Source organism: Micromonospora sp. I033 (genome assembly GCF_053890995.1).
Genome location: NZ_JBSSLX010000007.1, coordinates 48,897 through 65,476, shown reverse-complemented (window position 1 = coordinate 65,476; position 16,580 = coordinate 48,897). Strand labels below are relative to the sequence as shown.

The window sequence follows — 16,580 nt, the reverse complement described above, 5'->3', positions numbered from 1 at the left end:
CGACCCGCCCGGGCCGCTGCTCGGGCTCGACGCGGCCGGCGGGCTGGCCGCGCTGCGCGGCCTGCTGGCCCGGCCGCTGGCCTCCTACTACCTGCTGCTCTCCAGCGCCGGCCTGCTGCTGCTGATCGGCCTGACCATGGTCTTCTCCGCCACCAGCGTCAAGGACTTCGCCGAGGAGGGGGACGCCACCGCGTCCCTGGCCAAGCAGACGATCTTCGCGGTGATCGGCATCGTCGCCTTCTGGGCCTGCCAGCGGCTGCCCGCCCGCACCTTCCGGGCGGTGTCCCGGCCCTTCCTCGGGGTGGCCGTGGCGCTCCTGCTCGTCCTCAACCTGCTGGTCGCGCTGGCGGCGCTGTTCCGCGTCGAGTCGCTCGGCCCGCTCAGGGCCGAGCTGCTCTGGCTCTACCTCGGCCCGATCTCGGTGCAGCCGGTCGAGGTGGCCAAGTTCGCGCTGGTGCTGTGGGGCGCGCACGTGCTGGCCCGCAAGGGCGCCGCGCTCGGCTGGTGGAAGGAGTTGGCCACCCCGCTGTTCCCGGTGGTCGGGCTGCTCTTCGTGCTGGTCGGCTACAACGACCTGGGCAGCATGCTCTGCCTGCTCGCGCTGGTGGTCGGGATGCTCTGGGCGGCCGGGGTGCGGAAGCGGGTCTTCGCCACCCTCTCCGCGATCGGCCTGCTGGGGATCGGGCTGCTGGTCGCCGCCGCGTCCCTCGGCGCCGGGTCCGGGGCGCGGGACGCCGACAACTACCGGCTCGGCCGGCTCACCATGTGGCTCGATCCGCCCGACCCGAAGACCTGCTTCGAGCTGGAACTGCCCAACTGCTACCAGCTCATCCAGGCCCGCTACGCCGTGGAGAACGGCGGCTGGTTCGGCGTCGGGCTGGGCAAGAGCAGCTTCAAGTTCGGCTGGCTGCCCGAGGCGCACAACGACTTCATCTTCGCCATCATCGCCGAGGAACTCGGGGTGGTCGGCTGCACGGTGGTGCTGGCGCTCTTCGCCGTGCTGGCGTACAGCGGGCTGCGGATCGCCCGCCGGGTGGAGGACCCGTTCCGCCGGCTCGCCGCCGCCGGGGTCACCGCCTGGCTGGTCGGCCAGGCCGTCATCAACGTCGGCGGCGTCACCGGGCTGCTGCCGCTGACCGGCGTACCCCTGCCGTTCATCTCCGACGGCGGCAGCGCCCTGGTGGTGACCCTCGCGGCGGTCGGGATGCTCGCCTCCTTCGCCCGGGCCGAGCCCGACGCGGCCCGAGCCCTGCATGCCCGTCCGCCGGCCCGGTGGGTCCGACTAGTGTGGGCCCCGTTGCCGCCGCTTCCCGGCCGACGCCGCCGACCGGCGTCGCCACCGGCGGACCGAGGGTCCGTGCCCCGGTCCCGCGCGCGGCGGCAGGACGACCAGGCCGCGGCCCGCGGCGCCCGGCCCGACCGGGCACGCGCCGGCACGGCGAACGAGAGGAGACGCTGATGGGTCCGCTGCGTTCGGTGGTGCTCTGCGGAGGAGGTACGGGCGGGCACATCTACCCGTTGCTCGCCTTCGCCGACTGCCTGCGCCGACACGACCCGAGCGTCCGGATCACCTGCCTCGGCACACCCAAGGGGCTGGAGAACGAGCTGATCCCGCCGGCCGGCTACGACCTGCGCCAGATCCCGGCCTACCAGCTGCCGCGCTCGGTCAACATGAGCCTGGTGCGCACCCCGGACCGGATGTGGAAGGCGGCCCGCGCCGCGGGCAAGGTGCTCGACGAGGTGCGGGCCGACGTCGTGATCGGCTTCGGCGGGTACGTCTCGGTCCCCGGCTACCTGGCCGCGTGGCGGCGCGAGCTGCCCATCGTCATCCACGAGGTGAACGTGCCCCCGGGTGTGGCCAACCGGCTCGGCATGAAGTTCACGAAGAACGTCGCCGTCGGCTTCCCGCACCAGCCGGTGCAGGCCGAGTCGCTGCGCGACGCCCGGGTGGTCGGGGTGCCGCTGCGCCGGGGCATCGCCGGGCTGGACCGGGTCGCCGTGCGCAATGCCGCCCGCGCCCACTTCGGACTCCGCCCCGACCTGCCGGTGCTCTTCGTGGCCGGCGGCTCCCAGGGCGCCCGCTCGATCAACCTGGCGGTCTCCGGGGCGGCCAAGGAGCTGGCCCGCAACGGCGTGCAGGTGCTGCACGTGATCGGCGCCCGCAACGAGCCGGTCTCCGTCCCCACGGACCTGCCGGTGCCGTACGTGACCCTGCCCTACCTGTCCGAGATGGAGCTGGGCTACGCGGCCGCCGACCTCATGCTGGGCCGCGGCGGCGCGATGACCTGCGCCGAGGTGGCCGCCATCGGCCTGCCCACCATCTACGTGCCCTACCCGCACAGCAACCAGGAGCAGAAGCGCAACGCCCTGCCGGTGGTGGAGGCCGGCGGCGGGCTGCTGGTCGACGACGCCGAGGTGACCCCGGCCTGGGTGGAGCGCACCGTGATCCCGCTGGTCCGGGACCCGCACCGGCTCGCCGCGATGGGCGCCGCCGCGGCCGCGTACGGCCGGCGCGACGGCGACGTGGCCCTGTTGAACTTCGTCTACGAGGCGGTGTCCCGCTGATGCCGGGCGCCGCGACCGGAAGGTACGTCCCATGAACACCGCGCAGTTCACCCCCGCCGGCACGATGACCGCGGAGGACCTGGGCCGGATCCACCTGATCGGGGTGGGCGGCGTCGGCATGAGCGGCCTGGCCCGGCTCTTCCTCACCCGGGGCCTGCCGGTCTCCGGCAGCGAGCTGCGGGAGTGGCCCTCCCTCGCCGGCCTGCGGGCGCTCGGCGGCACCATCCACATGAGCCACGAGGCGACCAACCTCGACGGGGTGGACACGGTGGTCTACTCCTCCGCCATCCCGCAGGACCACCTGGAGATGGTCGAGGCCCGCCGGCGCGGCCTGCGCGTGCTGCACCGCTCCGAGGCGCTGGCCGCCGCGATGACGGGCCGCCGCACCGTGGCGGTCGCCGGCACGCACGGCAAGACCACCACCACCTCGATGGTCACCATGGTGCTCCAGCAGGCCGGCACCGACCCGTCGTTCGTGATCGGCGGCGAGATCTCCGAGGTCGGCTCCGGCGCGCACCACGGCACCGGCGAGTACTTCGTGGTCGAGGCGGACGAGAGCGACCGCTCGTTCCTCATCTACCGCCCGTACGTGTCGATCATCACGAACATCGAGGCGGACCACCTCAACACCTACGGCGACCTGGCCAACCTGGAGGCCACCTTCGCCGAGTTCGCCCGGCTCACCGACCCCGAGGGCTTCATCGTCACCTGCGCCGACGACCCGGGCGGCCGGCGGCTGGCCGAGACGCTGCGGGCCGAGGGGCGCCGGGTCTGGACCTACGGCGAGTCCGCCGACGCCGACCTGAAGCTCAGCGGGATGGCCTCCTCCGCGCAGGGGGTGCGCTACCTGGCCGAAATCGAGGGCCGGTCGCTGGGCGAGATCCGGCTCCCGGTGCCGGGGCGGCACATGGGGTTGAACAGCGCCTCCGCCGTGCTCGCCGCGTACCTGCTGGAGCTGCCGGTCCCGGCGGCGGAGGCCGCGCTCGGCGCGTTCCCCGGCGTGCGACGGCGCTTCGAGCGCAAGGGCGTCGCGGACGGTGTGCTGGTCTACGACGAGTACGCCTACCACCCGACCTCCATGACGCTGGCCCTCCAGACGCTGCGCGAGGTCGCCGGCGAGGGCCGGCTGATCGTGGTCTTCCAGCCCTACCGCCTCTACCGCACCCGCGACCTCCAGGCGGAGATCGCCGCCGCTCTCGGCATCGCCGACGAGCTGGTGCTGCTGGAGGTCTTCGGCCCCGGCGAGCTGCGCCAGCCCGGCGAGGGCTCGGCCGCGCTGCTGTCGGTGGTGCCGCTGCCCGCGGAGCGGAAGGTCTTCGTCGAGGCGTGGGACGACGTGCCGGCCGAGGTGGCCCGCCGGGCCCGGCCGGGCGACGTGGTGGTGACCATGGGCGCGCCGCCGATCTCGCTGATGGGCGACCAGCTGCTCGACGCCCTGCTGGCGCGGACCGGTGGCGCCGCGGCGATCGGCACCGGCGTCGACCCGGACGGCGCGGCGGCCACGGCCGGATGAGCCCCGGCCCGGCCCGCGGCCGCACCCCCGGCCAGGACGGCGGGGCCGGCCGACGCAACCCGGCCCGGCGGTGGCAGCTGGTCCGGGCCGGCGCGGACGCGGTGCCCCCGTCCACCCGGCGCTTCATGGCCCGGGCCCGGCAGCGGCGGATGCGCGCGGCGCTGCCCTGGGCGGTCACCGTCGCGGTGCTGGCGATCGTCGGCCTGGTCGCCTGGACCGTGCTGGGCACCGGCCTGTTCGGCGTGCGGGAGGTCCGGGTGGTCGGCGCGAACCTGGTCACCCCGGTCGAGGTGCGCGACGCCGCGGCCGTGCCCGACGCGGCTCCGCTGGCCCGGGTGGACCTGGCCGCCACCGCCCGCCGGGTCGGCACGCTGGCCCCGGTGGAACGGGCCACCGTGGAGCGGGACTGGCCGGGCGCCCTGGTGATCCGGGTGGTCGAGCGGAATCCGGTGGCCGCGGTGCCGCAGGGCGACCGCTGGGCCGTGATCGACCGCGCCGGCGTGGTCTTCCAGGACCTGGACCGGGCCCCCGCGGGCCTGCCGGTCATCCGGGTCGGCCGGCCGGCCCCCGACGACCCGGGCACCCGCGCCGGGCTGGACGTGCTCGCCGCGCTCAGCCCGAAGCTGCGCGCCGAGCTGGTCGCGGTGGACGTGGCCGGGCTGGCCCGGATCACCCTGCTGCTGCGCGCGGACCGGAAGGTGGTCTGGGGGGACGCGACCCGCAGCCCGGACAAGTCCAAGGTGGCCACCGCCCTGCTCGGCCGGAAGGCCACCACGATCGACGTCAGCGCCCCGGACGTGGTCACCTTCCAGTGATCCGCCGGCCGGCCCGCGTGAGCCGGCCCGCTCCCCGGGCGACACGCCGGAAAGGTCCTTGGCTCAGCGCGCGGCGGCGCATACGTTGCCCCGAAGGATCAGTGGTTGACATAGCTCTAAGCCTCTAGTAGAGGGTGAGGGTTTCAGCCGTCGGAACAGCTGGGAAATGCTCCGCCGCTGGTCTGGCCAAGCCGTGTGGGGTCGGCCCATGCCAATCTCGAAGGGAAAGGACCGGAGATGACACCTCCGCACAACTACCTGGCGGTCATCAAGGTCGTCGGCATCGGGGGCGGTGGCGTGAACGCCGTCAACCGGATGATCGAGGTTGGGCTCAAGGGCGTCGAGTTCATCGCGATCAACACCGACGCGCAGGCGTTGCTGATGAGCGACGCCGACGTGAAGCTCGACGTCGGCCGGGAGCTGACCCGCGGGCTGGGCGCCGGCGCCAATCCGGACGTGGGCAAGAACGCCGCCGAGGACCACCGCGACGAGATCGAGGAGGTGCTCAAGGGCGCCGACATGGTCTTCGTGACCTGCGGCGAGGGCGGCGGCACCGGCACCGGCGGCGCGCCGGTGGTGGCCAACATCGCCCGCAAGCTCGGCGCGCTCACCATCGGCGTGGTCACCCGGCCGTTCTCCTTCGAGGGCAAGCGCCGCCAGGTGCAGGCCGAGGCCGGCATCGAGGAGCTGCGCAACCAGTGCGACACGCTCATCGTGATCCCGAACGACCGGCTGCTCGCGCTCGGGGACCGGAACATCTCCATGATGGACGCCTTCCGCACCGCGGACCAGGTGCTCCTCTCCGGTGTCCAGGGCATCACCGACCTGATCACCACGCCGGGTCTGATCAACCTGGACTTCGCCGACGTGAAGAGCGTGATGAGCGGCGCGGGCAGCGCGCTCATGGGCATCGGCAGCGCCCGCGGCGAGAACCGCGCCGTGGAGGCGGCCGAGGCGGCCATCTCCAGCCCTCTGCTGGAGCAGAGCATGGACGGCGCGCGCGGCGTGCTGCTCTCCATCGCCGGTGGCTCCGACCTGGGCCTGTTCGAGATCAACGACGCGGCGCAGCTGGTCACCGACGCGGCCCACCCGGAGGCCAACATCATCTTCGGTGCGGTCATCGACGACGCCCTCGGCGACGAGGTGCGGGTGACCGTGATCGCGGCGGGCTTCGACGGTGGCATGCCGGCGTACAAGGCGGCGGACGCGCCCCGCAAGAGCAACCAGAACCAGCCCGCGCCGGCGAATCCTCCGGTCGCGCCGCCGCCCACCGTGCCGGCGCCGCAGCAGTCGCCGCGCCGGGTGCTCTTCGACGACGTCGACGTGCCGGACTTCCTGAAGAACGGGTCCTGAGCCGCGCCGATGACCGACTCACCCACCACGGTGCGACCCGACCGTCGCGCCGAGCTCGCGGCCGGCCTCGCCCGGGTCCGGGCCCGCATCGCCGACGCCTGTGCGGCGGCCGGCCGGGACCGGGGCGAGGTCACCCTGGTCGCGGTGACCAAGACGTACCCGGCCGCGGACGTGGTCGCGCTGGCCGGGCTCGGCGTGACCGACGTGGGGGAGAACCGCGACCAGGAGGCGGCCCCGAAGGCCGCCGAGGCGGCCGCCGCCGGGGCCACACCGCGCTGGCACTTCATCGGGCAGTTGCAGCGGAACAAGGCCCGCTCGGTGGTCCGCTACGCCGACGTGGTCCAGTCGGTCGACAGCGCGCGCCTGGCGGCCGCGCTGGACGCCGCCGCGGCCGCCCGCGACCGGCCGCTGGACGTGCTGGTGCAGGTGAGCATCGACGGCGACCCGGCCCGCGGCGGAGCGCTGCCGGACGCGGCCGACCCCGACCGGGGGCTCGGTCCGGTGGCCGCGGCGGTGGCCGGGGCCGGCGCCCTGCGGCTCGCCGGCCTGATGGCGGTGGCTCCGCTGGGCTGGGAGCCGGAGCGGGCGTTCGCCCGGCTGGCCGAGGTGGTGGCGCGATTCCGCGCCGACCATCCCGGTGCGACGGTGCTCTCCGCGGGAATGAGCGGCGATCTGGAAATCGCGATCAGGTATGGCGCGACACATGTCCGCGTCGGCAGCGCGTTGCTCGGAATGCGCACCACGCTGCGGTAGCCTGACCGCGAAAGAAGCAAATTACATCAGTGTTGTTAGGAACGGCGTTCCCGTAGCCGGGGGCCGTGGCGGGCGGACCGCGAATTCGCTCGCCGGGGGATTGCCGATCCGGTCCGGTGGGCATCGTTGTCCACTCGTGATCAAGCGACACGGCAACGGGGGCGCGTGCCGCACGGCGGACGGAAGGGCGCGGGGATGGGTGCACTGCGCAAGGCGGGGGTCTGGCTCGGTCTCGTCGAGGAGGACGATGAGCGGGCGTACGAGGACGGTGGCTACGACAAGGGTGGCTACCGCGAGTCGCGCTACCGGTCGAGCCGCTACTCGGAGGAGTTCGCCGACGACGAGGACGACGAGTCCGAGGAGCCGCCGGCGAGCCGGGGCCGGGTCGGCGACCGCGGCCGGCTGACCGAGCGCGCGTCGAGCCGCGCCGTCGACACCGACCGCGACGAGGTGGAGCGGCCGGAGCGGACCGAGCGGTCCAGCGTCCGGTCGATCACCCGCTCCGGCGCGGGGGAGACCTCCGGTGCGCTGACCTACCACACCCGCGACAACCTCGCCCTGGCGCCGCAGGCCCAGCCGCGCGAGCGGGTGGTCGTGCCCGAGGACGAGCAGCGCTACCAGATCACCACCCTGCACCCGACCACCTACCGGGAGGCGCGCACCATCGGTGAGCACTTCCGCGACGGGGTGCCGGTGATCATCAACCTCACCGAGATGGACGAGGCGGACGCCCGCCGGCTGGTCGACTTCGCCGCCGGGCTCGCGTTCGGCCTGCGCGGTACGATCGAGCGCGTGACCAACCGGGTGTTCCTGCTCTCACCGGCCAACGTCCAGGTCACCGCGGAGGACAAGGCCAAGATCGCTGAGGGCGGCTTTTTCAGCCTGAGCTAGCCCGCACGACCGAGGGACGTCGCCTGCCGTGTTGTCGATCCTGTTCCAGGTGCTCTATCTGCTCCTGTATTTCTTCCTGCTTGTGCTGTTGGCCCGATTTGTCCTCGGCGCCGTTCTGGCCTATGGTCGCCGCTGGCAACCGGGCCGCGGAGCATCGGCGGGACTGGAAGTCGTGTGGAGCGTCACTGATCCGCCCCTGCGCGCGTTGAGGCGTGTGATCCCACCACTGCGAATTGGTACCGTGAGCATCGACCTGGCCTCCCTTGTGCTCCTGGTTATCCTGTTCGTGCTGATGGAGTTCGTGTTTAGGCGCCTGATCCTGGCCTTCGCCTGACCAGAGCGCTTTCGCGGCCGCAACTGACCCGAGGAGTTTCGATGCCGCTGACCCCGGCCGACGTCCACAACGTCGCCTTCAAAAAGCCGCCGATCGGCAAGCGGGGGTATGACGAGGAGGAGGTCGACGCCTTCCTGGACGAGGTCGAGCGCGAGCTGGCCCGTCTGATCGAGGAGAACAACGAGCTGCGCGCCCAGGTGGAGCGCGGCGGTCGGGGTGGCGCTCCCGCCGGCCCCGGCGGCGACGCCCGCCTCGCGGCGGAGCTCAACGACGTCAAGGCCCAGCTCGACCGGGTGCAGCGCGACAAGGCGGCCGCCGAGCAGGCGGCCCGGGCGATGCAGGCCGAGCTGGAGCAGGTCCGCGCGCAGGGTGGCCCGGCCGCCGCCGCGGACGGCGAGCAGCAGGCGCTGCGGGTGCTCATGATGGCCCAGCGCACCGCCGACGACCACGTGTCCGACGCGCGGCGCGAGGCCGACCAGCTGCTCTCCGAGGCCCGTTCCAAGGCCGAGGAGGTCACCCGCGAGGCCCGCGCCAAGGCCGACGCCCTGGAGCGGGACGCCCGCCAGCGGCACCAGGAGGCCATGGGCGGCCTGGACGCCAAGCGCACCGCGCTGCAGAAGCACATCGAGGAGCTCAAGCAGTTCGAGCGCGAGTACCGCACCCGCCTCAAGGCGTACCTGGAGAGCCAGCTGCGTGACCTCGACGGTCGCGGCCAGGGCCTGGAGGCCGAGATGACCCGCTCCGAGGGCACCCGTGCCACCGGCGGCAGCAACGGCCTCGCCACCGCCGGCCTCGCCGGCTCCTACGGCGGCGGCCGCGCGGGCTCCCTCGAGTCCGGCCGCTGATCCCGCCGTCGGTGGCCGTCCCCGGGGCGGCCACCGACCGCGCAGACCGACACGACGCGGCCGGGGGTGAGCCGTGATAGCCGTCAGCATCCTGCTCATCCTCGTCGCGGTCGTGCTCCTGGTGGCCGGGCTGGCCGGCGGGTCCAGCCCGCTGCTGATCACCTCGATCGCGGCCAGCCTGCTGGCCGCCGTAGCCCTCGTCGCGGGCGCCCGCCAGGCGGCCGCGGCCCGGGCCACGGCGGGCCGGGAGGCCGGGCCACGCCGCCGGACCGCACCGGCCGGCCCGTCCTCCGACGAGCCGCAGGGTCCGGTCCCGCACGTTCCGTCGACGGTCGGCGCCGGTGGACCCGGGTGGCGGCAACCACCCGAGCCACCGGGCGCCGACCCGTTCGACGCGCCGGCCCGCACCGTCGACGCGCCGGCCGCCACGGTCGATGCGTTCGACCCGCCGGCCGAGCCCTACTCGCCGCCCGCCACGGTCGATCCGTTCGACGCACCGGCCGAGCCCTACTCGCCACCCGCCCCGCGGGGCCCGTCCCGGGCCGAGACGGCGTCGGACGCCCCGGCGCCCACCTCGCCCGCGCCGGACGGCCCGTTCGAGGGTGACCCGCCGGCCGAGTTCCTCTCCGCCGGGGAGGTCGCCCGGCTGGCCCGGCTCGACGGCGAGGTCCGGGTGGTCGACGGCCATCCCCGCTTCCACCTGCCCGGCTGCCCGCACCTGGTGGGCCGGGCCGACGAGCCGCTGCCGGTCGCCGAGGCGGTCGGGCTGGGCTTCACCTCGTGCGCCGGCTGCGCGCCGGCGACCACCCTGCTCGCCGAGGCCCGGCCGCACTGATCATGGTGACCATGGACGACACGCTCACCGTCGCCGTAAGGGTGAAGCCCGGAGCCTCGCGGGCCCGGGTCGGCGGCCGGTTCGACGGGCCGCACGGGCCGGCTCTGGTCATCGCGGTGAACGCGCCCGCGGTCGACGGCCGGGCCACCGAGGCGGCCCGCCGGGCCCTGGCCGACGCGCTCGGCGTCCGGCCGGCGGCGGTCGCCCTGCGGGCCGGCGCGGCCAGCCGGGACAAGCTCTTCCTGGTCGAGCACCCCGCCCCCGGGCTCGCCGAGGTGCTCCGGCGGCTGCGCGACGGATCGGCCGGGTGAGGACCCTCCGGGCCGGCCACGGATGACGCCGGGGCTCGATGTCGCGCTGCTGGTCGGCGCCGCCGTCCTGCTGGTCGCCGTGGGCGCCGTGCGGTTCTCCACCCGGCTCGGCGTGCCGAGCCTCCTGGTCTACCTGGCGCTCGGGGTGGCCATCGGCGAGGCCGGCCTGGGCATCCGGTTCGACGACGTCGAGCTGACCCGGGTGCTCGGCTTCTGCGCGCTCATCGTGATCATCGCGGAGGGCGGGCTGAGCGCCCGGTGGAGCACCCTGCGGCCGGTGCTCGGCCTGGCCGCCGTGCTCTCCACGGTCGGCGTGGCGGTCAGCATCCTGGTCGTCGGCGTGGTGGTGCACCTGCTGCTCGGCCTGGACTGGCGGCTGGCGCTGCTCTACGGCGCGGTGCTCTCGTCCACCGACGCGGCGGCCGTCTTCGCCACCCTGCGCCGGCTGCGCCTGCCGCCCCGCCTGGTGGCCACCCTGGAGGCCGAGTCCGGGATGAACGACGCCCCGGTCGTCATCCTGGTGCTGCTGCTGTCCCGGGCCGGGGTGGAGGCGGCCCACCCGTGGTGGTACGAGGTGTTCCTGGTCGGCTACGAGCTGGGCGCCGGCGCGGCGGTCGGGGTGGCCGCCGGGATCGCCGGCCGGTACGCGCTGCGCCGCGCCGCGCTGCCGTCCGCCGGCCTCTACCCGATCGCCGTGGTCGGCTTCACCGTGCTGGCGTACGCGGCCGGCTCGGTGCTGCACGCCTCGGGCTTCCTCGCCGTCTACGTGGCCGGCGTGCTGCTCGGCAACGCCCGGCTGCCGCACCGGCAGGCCATCCTGGGCTTCGCCGACGGGCTGGCCTGGCTGGCCCAGATCGGCCTGTTCGTGCTGCTCGGCCTGCTGGTGTCGCCGAGCCGGCTGGACGCGGCGGTGCTGCCGGCGGTGGTCACCGGGCTGGCCCTGCTGCTGCTCGCCCGGCCGCTGTCGGTGGCGGTCTCCGCGCTGCCGTTCCGGCTCCGGCTGCCCGAGCAGCTCTTCCTCTCCTGGGCCGGGCTGCGCGGGGCGGTGCCGATCGTGCTGGCCACCATCCCGCTCTCGCTGCGGGTACCGGGCGCCGACCGGCTCTTCGACGCGGTCTTCGTGCTGGTGGTGATCTTCACGCTGCTCCAGGCCGGGACGCTGGCGCCGGCGGCGCGCCGGCTCGGGGTGACCGCGCCGGCCGAGGCGGCGGAGATCCTGCTGGAGACGGCCCCGCTGGAACGGATGCGGGCCGACCTGCTCCAGCTGGAGGTGCCGCCGGGCTCCCGGCTGGGCGGGGTGCACGTGGACGAGCTGCGGCTGCCGGTGGGCGCCTCGGTGACCCTGGTGCTGCGCGACGGGGTGGGCTTCGTGCCCGGCGCGGACACCCGGCTGAAGGTGGGGGACAGCCTGCTCATCGTGGCCACCGCAGAGGTGCGGGACGAGGCCGAGCGGCGGCTGCGGGCGGTGAGCCGGCGGGGTCGGCTGGCCCGGTGGTTTGGCGAGTACGGCGAGGACCGGACCGGCTGATCTGCTAGCGTTCCTTTTGCCCCAATTGGTGGCTGTTCGGGGCTGAATCGCGGTGCGACGGTGCGGCACGTTGTCGGACGCCTGTACGTTCCGTATTCTTGCCACCCTCCGGAGTGCGCGGCCTCGTCGCCGCGCGCCCGTTCTGTACATGGGGGGACGCCGATGCCGGCCGTCCCCGCCCAGGCACGCTGACCGCCGCGGCACGCGGCTGAGGGAGCTGACGATGGCGAAGCCAGCCGATACCAGGACCGCCGGCCGCAAGCCGGTGGCGAAGGCCACCCGCAGCGCGGCGGAGACCGAGAAGATCCGGGCCGCCCTGGCGGCACGGCGGGACGAGCTCAGCGCCGAGTACGATCAGACGCTGAGCGAGATCACCGAGCTGCAGCGCGACCGGCTGACCGACTCGGCCGGGGACGACCAGGCCGACACCGGCACCAAGACGTTCGAGCGCGAGCAGGAGATCTCCCTCGCCAACAGCATCAAGGAGCGGATCACGCAGGTCGAGCGCGCGCTGGAGCGCCTCGACGAGGGTGGCTACGGCTGGTGTGAGAAGTGCGGCAACCCGATCCCGGTGGAGCGGCTCGCCGCCTTCCCGTCGGCGACCCTCTGCGTGAGCTGCAAGCAGCTGGAGGAGCGGCGCTGACGTCCGTTCCCCGGCGGCCGAACGGCAGACGGTGACCGCCACCGTCGCGAGCGTCGATGGGGAGCAGATGACCGCAGCACCGCCCGCCGGGTCCGGCACCGCCGAGTCGGGCACCGGCACGCCCCGCCGCAAGGCGACCGGCCTGCTGCTCGGCGTGGCCCTGGCCTCGCTCGTCGCCGACCTGGTCACCAAACAGCTCGCGCTCTCGGAGCTCACCGGGCGGGGGCCGGTGTCGCTGCTGGGCGGCGCCGTCTATCTCAGCCTGACCCGCAACAGCGGCGCGGCGTGGAGCATCGGCTCGGACCACACCTGGGTCTTCCCACTGATCACCATCGGCGTGATCGCCTGGATCGCCTGGATGGCGCTGCGGCTGCGGTCGGTGCCCTGGGCCGTGTCGCTCGGGCTGGTGCTGGGCGGCGCGCTGGGCAACCTCACGGACCGGATCTTCCGGGCCCCGGGGCACTTCGTCGGCCACGTGGTCGACATGGTCAGCCTCTTCGACCCGTACGGGCAGGTCTGGCCGGTGTTCAACCTGGCCGACAGCTCGCTGGTCTGCGGCGTGCTGCTGGCGGTGTTCCTGGAGCTGACCGGCCGGCAGCGGGACGGCTCCCGGGTCACCGCCGAGCGGTCCGGCGACGAGACCCCCGCCGAGCAGCGGGAGAGCGCGTGACCTCCGCCTTCGCCGCCGGCGGCGACCACCGGTCCCTGCCCGTACCGGACGGGCTCGACGGCATGCGCCTGGACCAGGCCGTCTCGCGGCTCTTCGGGCTGTCCCGGACGGCCGCGGCGGCGCTGGTCGACGCCGGGGACGCGCTGGTCGACGGCGCGGTCCGGCCGAACTCGCACAAGGTCAAGGCGGGCTCCTGGCTGGAGGTCACGCTGCCCGCGCCGGCCGCCCCGCCGACCGTGGTGCCGCAGGCCGTGCCCGGCCTCACCGTGGTCTACGCCGACGACGACATCGTGGTGGTGGACAAGCCGGTCGGGGTGGCCGCCCACCCCAGCCCCGGCTGGACCGGCCCGACCGTGATCGGCGGGCTGGCCGGGATCGGCCACCGGATCTCCACCAGCGGCGCCGCCGAGCGCCAGGGCGTGGTGCACCGGCTCGACGTGGGCACCACCGGGATCATGGTGGTGGCCAAGAGCGAGCAGGCGTACACCGCGTTGAAGCGGGCGTTCAAGTACCGCGAGGTGGAGAAGCGCTACCACGCGGTGGTGCAGGGCCACCCGGACCCGCTGCGCGGCACCATCGACGCGCCGATCGACCGGCACCCGCACCACGACTACCGCTGGGCCGTGGTCTCCGGCGGCAAGCCGAGCATCACCCACTACGACACCCTCGAGGCGTTCCCCTCGGCCAGCCTGCTCGACGTGCGGCTGGAGACCGGGCGCACCCACCAGATCCGGGTGCACTTCTCCACGCTGCGCCACCCCTGCGTGGGTGACCTGACCTACGGCGCCGACCCGACCCTGTCCGCCCGGCTCGGGCTGAGCCGGCAGTGGCTGCACGCCCGCTCGCTGAGCTTCCTGCACCCGCGCACCGGCGACGAGGTCACCTTCGTCAGCGACTACCCGGACGACCTGGCCCGGGCGCTGGAGATCCTCCGCGACTGACCCGCCGATGAGCACCGACACCGAGCCCCCGCGCCGGCCGCGCTCCGGCGCGCTCACCTGGCTCGCCCTGGCCTGCGCGCTGGTGGTGCTGGTGGTCGCCGTCGCGCAGCGGCGGGACGAGCCGGTGGGTGACCGGACCGTCGGCGAGGTCACCCGGGTCGGGGTGGCCGACGGCGACGCCATCCCGGCCTACCTGGGTGCCACCGCCGCCGAACTCGCCCGATCGGACGCCCCCGGCGCGTACGCCCTGGTCTCGTTCGACGCGTACCTGACGCCGGCGCAGGTGGCCACCGCGCTGGGCGGCGCCCCGGTCTCGGCGGTGGTGGCCCGGGTGCCGGTGCCCGGGCGGCAGACCGAGATCGTCCGGATCGCCGCGCTGCGCCTCCCCGACGACGTGGTCGCCGGCATGGCCGAGGTGGCCGTGCGCAAGGACCGGGAGGCCGCCGACTACCGGGCCCGCTCCGCCGCCCCCGCGGCCACCGCCGATCCCGGGCTGCGTCGGGTGTACGACACCGGGGCCGCCCTGGCGGCGCGGGAGGCGGCCAGCTACCGGGCGGCCTGCGCCTGCGTCTACGCCGCCGTGGTGCGGGACGCCCCGGACGCCCTGCGGGCGCTGGCCGCCCGCCCCGGCGTCCGCGCGGTCGACCCCGCACCGGAGGTGACCCGGTTGGACCGTGCGGTGTTCACCCCGCCGCTGCCGGAGCAGCGGGACGTGGCCCGGCCGCCGGCCGACACCGGACTCGCGCCGACCGCCGGTATGGGCGATTCGTCGGAAGCCGCACCGACGGTGACCGGATCTTCACCGGCCGCCGGCCGGCCCGCCACCGACCCGGGACCGCCCAATCCGGCTCCCACCTCCTGAGACGTGCAGGTGGGCGACGTCGGGCCCGGCCGGGCGGTGAGGAGGCCCACCGGGGGATGTGCGAACCGGGGTGTGGTCCGAATAGGGTTTCGTTCGTAGCCTGTCAGGCGGAGATCGATGGGCTGGGGGAGGGGCGAGGCCTTGGACGGCAGCGAGACCGGTTGGGGTCGGCAGGCTGAGCCGGCACCACGGTGGCGGGCGCTGCTCGACCGGGCCCGGCTCGGCGGTCGCGGCGCGGAGCACCCCGACGCCGACCATCGCGCCGAGGAGAGCCCGCCGCCGCCCCCGGAACCGCTGCCCCGGCGCGCCTCGGCCACCGGCTGGACGGGTCGGGCGCAGGCCGTCGCCCGCCCCGCCGACGGGTCGTTCGGCGCCGAGCCGGCCTACCGCGTCGAGGCGACCTACCGGGTGGAGCCCGCCTACCGCGTCGATCCGCGCTACGGCGCCGAGCCGGCGTACCGCGCGGAGCCCGCCTACCGGTCCGAGCCGGAGCCGCGTGGCGAGCCGTCCTGGCGGGCCGAGCCGGAGCCGCACGCCGAGCCTTCGTGGCGGGCCGAGCCGGAGCCGCACGCCGAGCCTTCGTGGCGGGCCGAGCCGGAGCCGCGCGCCGAGCGTTCGTGGCGGGCCGAGCCGGTGCACCAGCCGGAGCCGGGCTACCCCGAGCCCGAGGTGCGCGGCCGGGGCACCGCCGCGGTCGAGTCCCGGTACGCCCTGCTCGACGGCGGCTACCAGCCCGACCCGCCGCCGGTGGAGTCCCGCTACGCGCTGCTGGACCGCGGCCGCTACCGGCCGGAAGCCCTTCCGGCCCCGGAGCCGGCCCCGGCCCATCCGGCGCCGGTCGAGGGCTACCCGGCCCGGATCGAGGCGGCCCGGGTGGAGTGGCGGGCCCCGGAGCCGGAGACCGAGGTGGAGCGGGCCGCCGGGGTGCTCCGCCGCGAGCTGGGCGGGCCCCGGGTGCTGGCGTTCGCCAACCCGAAGGGCGGGGTGCACAAGACCACGGCCACCGTGCTGGCCGCGGCCACCGTGGGCAGCGTGCGGGGGCGCGGGGTGCTCGCCTGGGACGACAACGAGCTGCGGGGCACCCTCGGCCTGCGTGCCGGCAGCGCCCGGCACGCCCGCACCATCCGGCACCTGATCCACGACCTCGCTCAGATCGAGATCCTGGAGGGCGCCACCCTGCTGGAGCACCTCGACGACTACCTGCGGCACGCCTCCGACGGCTCGTACGACGTGTTGGCCGGCGAGGAGAGCCCGCGCTTCGCCCAGCGGCTGGACCAGTTCACCGTCAAGCGGGTGCTGGAGCTGCTGCGCCGCACCCACGACGTGGTCTGTGTGGACACCGGCAACAACGTGGAGAGCCCCAACTGGCGCACCGTCATGCAGGCCGCCGACCAGCTCGTGGTGACCACCGTGCCGCGCGAGGACGCCGCGTTCAGCGCGGACTGGATGCTCGACCTGCTGCACGAGGAGGGCATGGGCGAGCTGGCCGACAACGCGGTCACCCTGATCTCCTGCCCCACCCCCGGCCGCACGGCGCTCCAGGACGACCTGGAGCGCCACTTCGCCACCCGGACCCGGGCGGTCGCCGTGGTGCCCTACGACCCCGCGCTGGAGACCGGCTCCTCGATCGAGTACCACCAGCTCCAGGCGGAGACCCGGCAGGGCTGGCTCAAGGCCGCCGCGGTGATGCTGGAACCGTTCGCCCGCTGACCGCCACCGCC

17 protein-coding genes are annotated in these 16,580 nt (G+C 74.7%); all 17 read left to right on the top strand.

The genetic code is table 11. The features are described from left to right. Positions 1 to 16: 16 nt before the first annotated feature. The 17 genes from ACW0Q9_RS02590 (at position 17) to ACW0Q9_RS02510 (ending at position 16,569) form a co-directional block, all read left to right on the top strand. Positions 17 to 1,459 (top strand): FtsW/RodA/SpoVE family cell cycle protein, encoded by a 1,443-nt coding sequence (locus tag ACW0Q9_RS02590; protein WP_456178230.1) that lies wholly within the window; start codon positions 17 to 19, stop codon positions 1,457 to 1,459. Beyond that, the gene (murG, locus tag ACW0Q9_RS02585; RefSeq protein ID WP_456178226.1) at positions 1,459 to 2,565 is read left to right on the top strand and encodes an undecaprenyldiphospho-muramoylpentapeptide beta-N-acetylglucosaminyltransferase; all 1,107 of its coding nucleotides are present in this window, start codon (positions 1,459 to 1,461) and stop codon (positions 2,563 to 2,565) included. The genes ACW0Q9_RS02590 and murG overlap by 1 nt, the downstream gene beginning before the upstream one ends. Before the next feature lie 31 nt (positions 2,566 to 2,596). After that, positions 2,597 to 4,078, top strand: a complete 1,482-nt coding sequence (gene murC / locus ACW0Q9_RS02580) for a UDP-N-acetylmuramate--L-alanine ligase (RefSeq protein ID WP_456178225.1) — start codon at positions 2,597 to 2,599, stop codon at positions 4,076 to 4,078. Then, the gene (locus tag ACW0Q9_RS02575; RefSeq protein WP_456178224.1) at positions 4,075 to 4,893 is read left to right on the top strand and encodes a cell division protein FtsQ/DivIB; all 819 of its coding nucleotides are present in this window, start codon (positions 4,075 to 4,077) and stop codon (positions 4,891 to 4,893) included. Before murC ends, ACW0Q9_RS02575 begins: the two co-directional genes overlap by 4 nt. 237 nt (positions 4,894 to 5,130) lie before the next feature. Beyond that, complete coding sequence (gene ftsZ / locus ACW0Q9_RS02570; protein ID WP_456178223.1) at positions 5,131 to 6,246, top strand: cell division protein FtsZ; 1,116 nt, start codon at positions 5,131 to 5,133, stop codon at positions 6,244 to 6,246. 9 nt (positions 6,247 to 6,255) lie between these two features. Further along, positions 6,256 to 6,999: a YggS family pyridoxal phosphate-dependent enzyme gene (locus tag ACW0Q9_RS02565; protein ID WP_456178222.1), complete on the top strand. Its 744-nt coding sequence runs from the start codon at positions 6,256 to 6,258 to the stop codon at positions 6,997 to 6,999. 195 nt (positions 7,000 to 7,194) lie between these two features. Continuing rightward, the gene (locus ACW0Q9_RS02560; protein ID WP_456178221.1) at positions 7,195 to 7,890 is read left to right on the top strand and encodes a cell division protein SepF; all 696 of its coding nucleotides are present in this window, start codon (positions 7,195 to 7,197) and stop codon (positions 7,888 to 7,890) included. A 28-nt stretch (positions 7,891 to 7,918) separates the two neighbouring features. Next, the gene (locus tag ACW0Q9_RS02555; protein ID WP_091268049.1) at positions 7,919 to 8,224 is read left to right on the top strand and encodes a YggT family protein; all 306 of its coding nucleotides are present in this window, start codon (positions 7,919 to 7,921) and stop codon (positions 8,222 to 8,224) included. 41 nt (positions 8,225 to 8,265) lie between these two features. Continuing rightward, a complete protein-coding gene (locus ACW0Q9_RS02550; protein ID WP_456178220.1) occupies positions 8,266 to 9,069 on the top strand; it encodes a DivIVA domain-containing protein in 804 nt (267 codons plus the stop codon). A gap of 73 nt (positions 9,070 to 9,142) precedes the next feature. After that, positions 9,143 to 9,904 carry a hypothetical protein gene (locus tag ACW0Q9_RS02545; RefSeq protein WP_456178219.1) on the top strand — a complete coding sequence of 254 codons (762 nt, stop codon included), beginning with the start codon at positions 9,143 to 9,145 and terminating at the stop codon, positions 9,902 to 9,904. A gap of 2 nt (positions 9,905 to 9,906) precedes the next feature. Continuing rightward, complete coding sequence (locus tag ACW0Q9_RS02540) at positions 9,907 to 10,215, top strand: DUF167 domain-containing protein (RefSeq protein WP_456178218.1); 309 nt, start codon at positions 9,907 to 9,909, stop codon at positions 10,213 to 10,215. A gap of 22 nt (positions 10,216 to 10,237) precedes the next feature. Further along, entirely contained in the window at positions 10,238 to 11,743 is a 1,506-nt protein-coding gene (locus tag ACW0Q9_RS02535; protein ID WP_456178217.1) for a potassium/proton antiporter, read from the top strand. 223 nt (positions 11,744 to 11,966) lie between these two features. Continuing rightward, complete coding sequence (locus tag ACW0Q9_RS02530; RefSeq protein WP_456178216.1) at positions 11,967 to 12,386, top strand: TraR/DksA family transcriptional regulator; 420 nt, start codon at positions 11,967 to 11,969, stop codon at positions 12,384 to 12,386. Positions 12,387 to 12,453: 67 nt separating this feature from the next. Beyond that, a complete protein-coding gene (gene lspA, locus ACW0Q9_RS02525) occupies positions 12,454 to 13,056 on the top strand; it encodes a signal peptidase II (RefSeq protein ID WP_456178215.1) in 603 nt (200 codons plus the stop codon). Then, on the top strand, positions 13,053 to 13,997 hold the full coding sequence (locus ACW0Q9_RS02520) for an RluA family pseudouridine synthase (RefSeq protein ID WP_456178213.1): 945 nt from the start codon (positions 13,053 to 13,055) through the stop codon (positions 13,995 to 13,997). The genes lspA and ACW0Q9_RS02520 overlap by 4 nt, the downstream gene beginning before the upstream one ends. A 7-nt stretch (positions 13,998 to 14,004) precedes the next feature. After that, positions 14,005 to 14,859 carry a hypothetical protein gene (locus ACW0Q9_RS02515; RefSeq protein ID WP_456178211.1) on the top strand — a complete coding sequence of 285 codons (855 nt, stop codon included), beginning with the start codon at positions 14,005 to 14,007 and terminating at the stop codon, positions 14,857 to 14,859. 141 nt (positions 14,860 to 15,000) lie between these two features. Continuing rightward, positions 15,001 to 16,569, top strand: a complete 1,569-nt coding sequence (locus ACW0Q9_RS02510) for an AAA family ATPase (protein ID WP_456178209.1) — start codon at positions 15,001 to 15,003, stop codon at positions 16,567 to 16,569. Positions 16,570 to 16,580 lie beyond the last annotated feature (11 nt).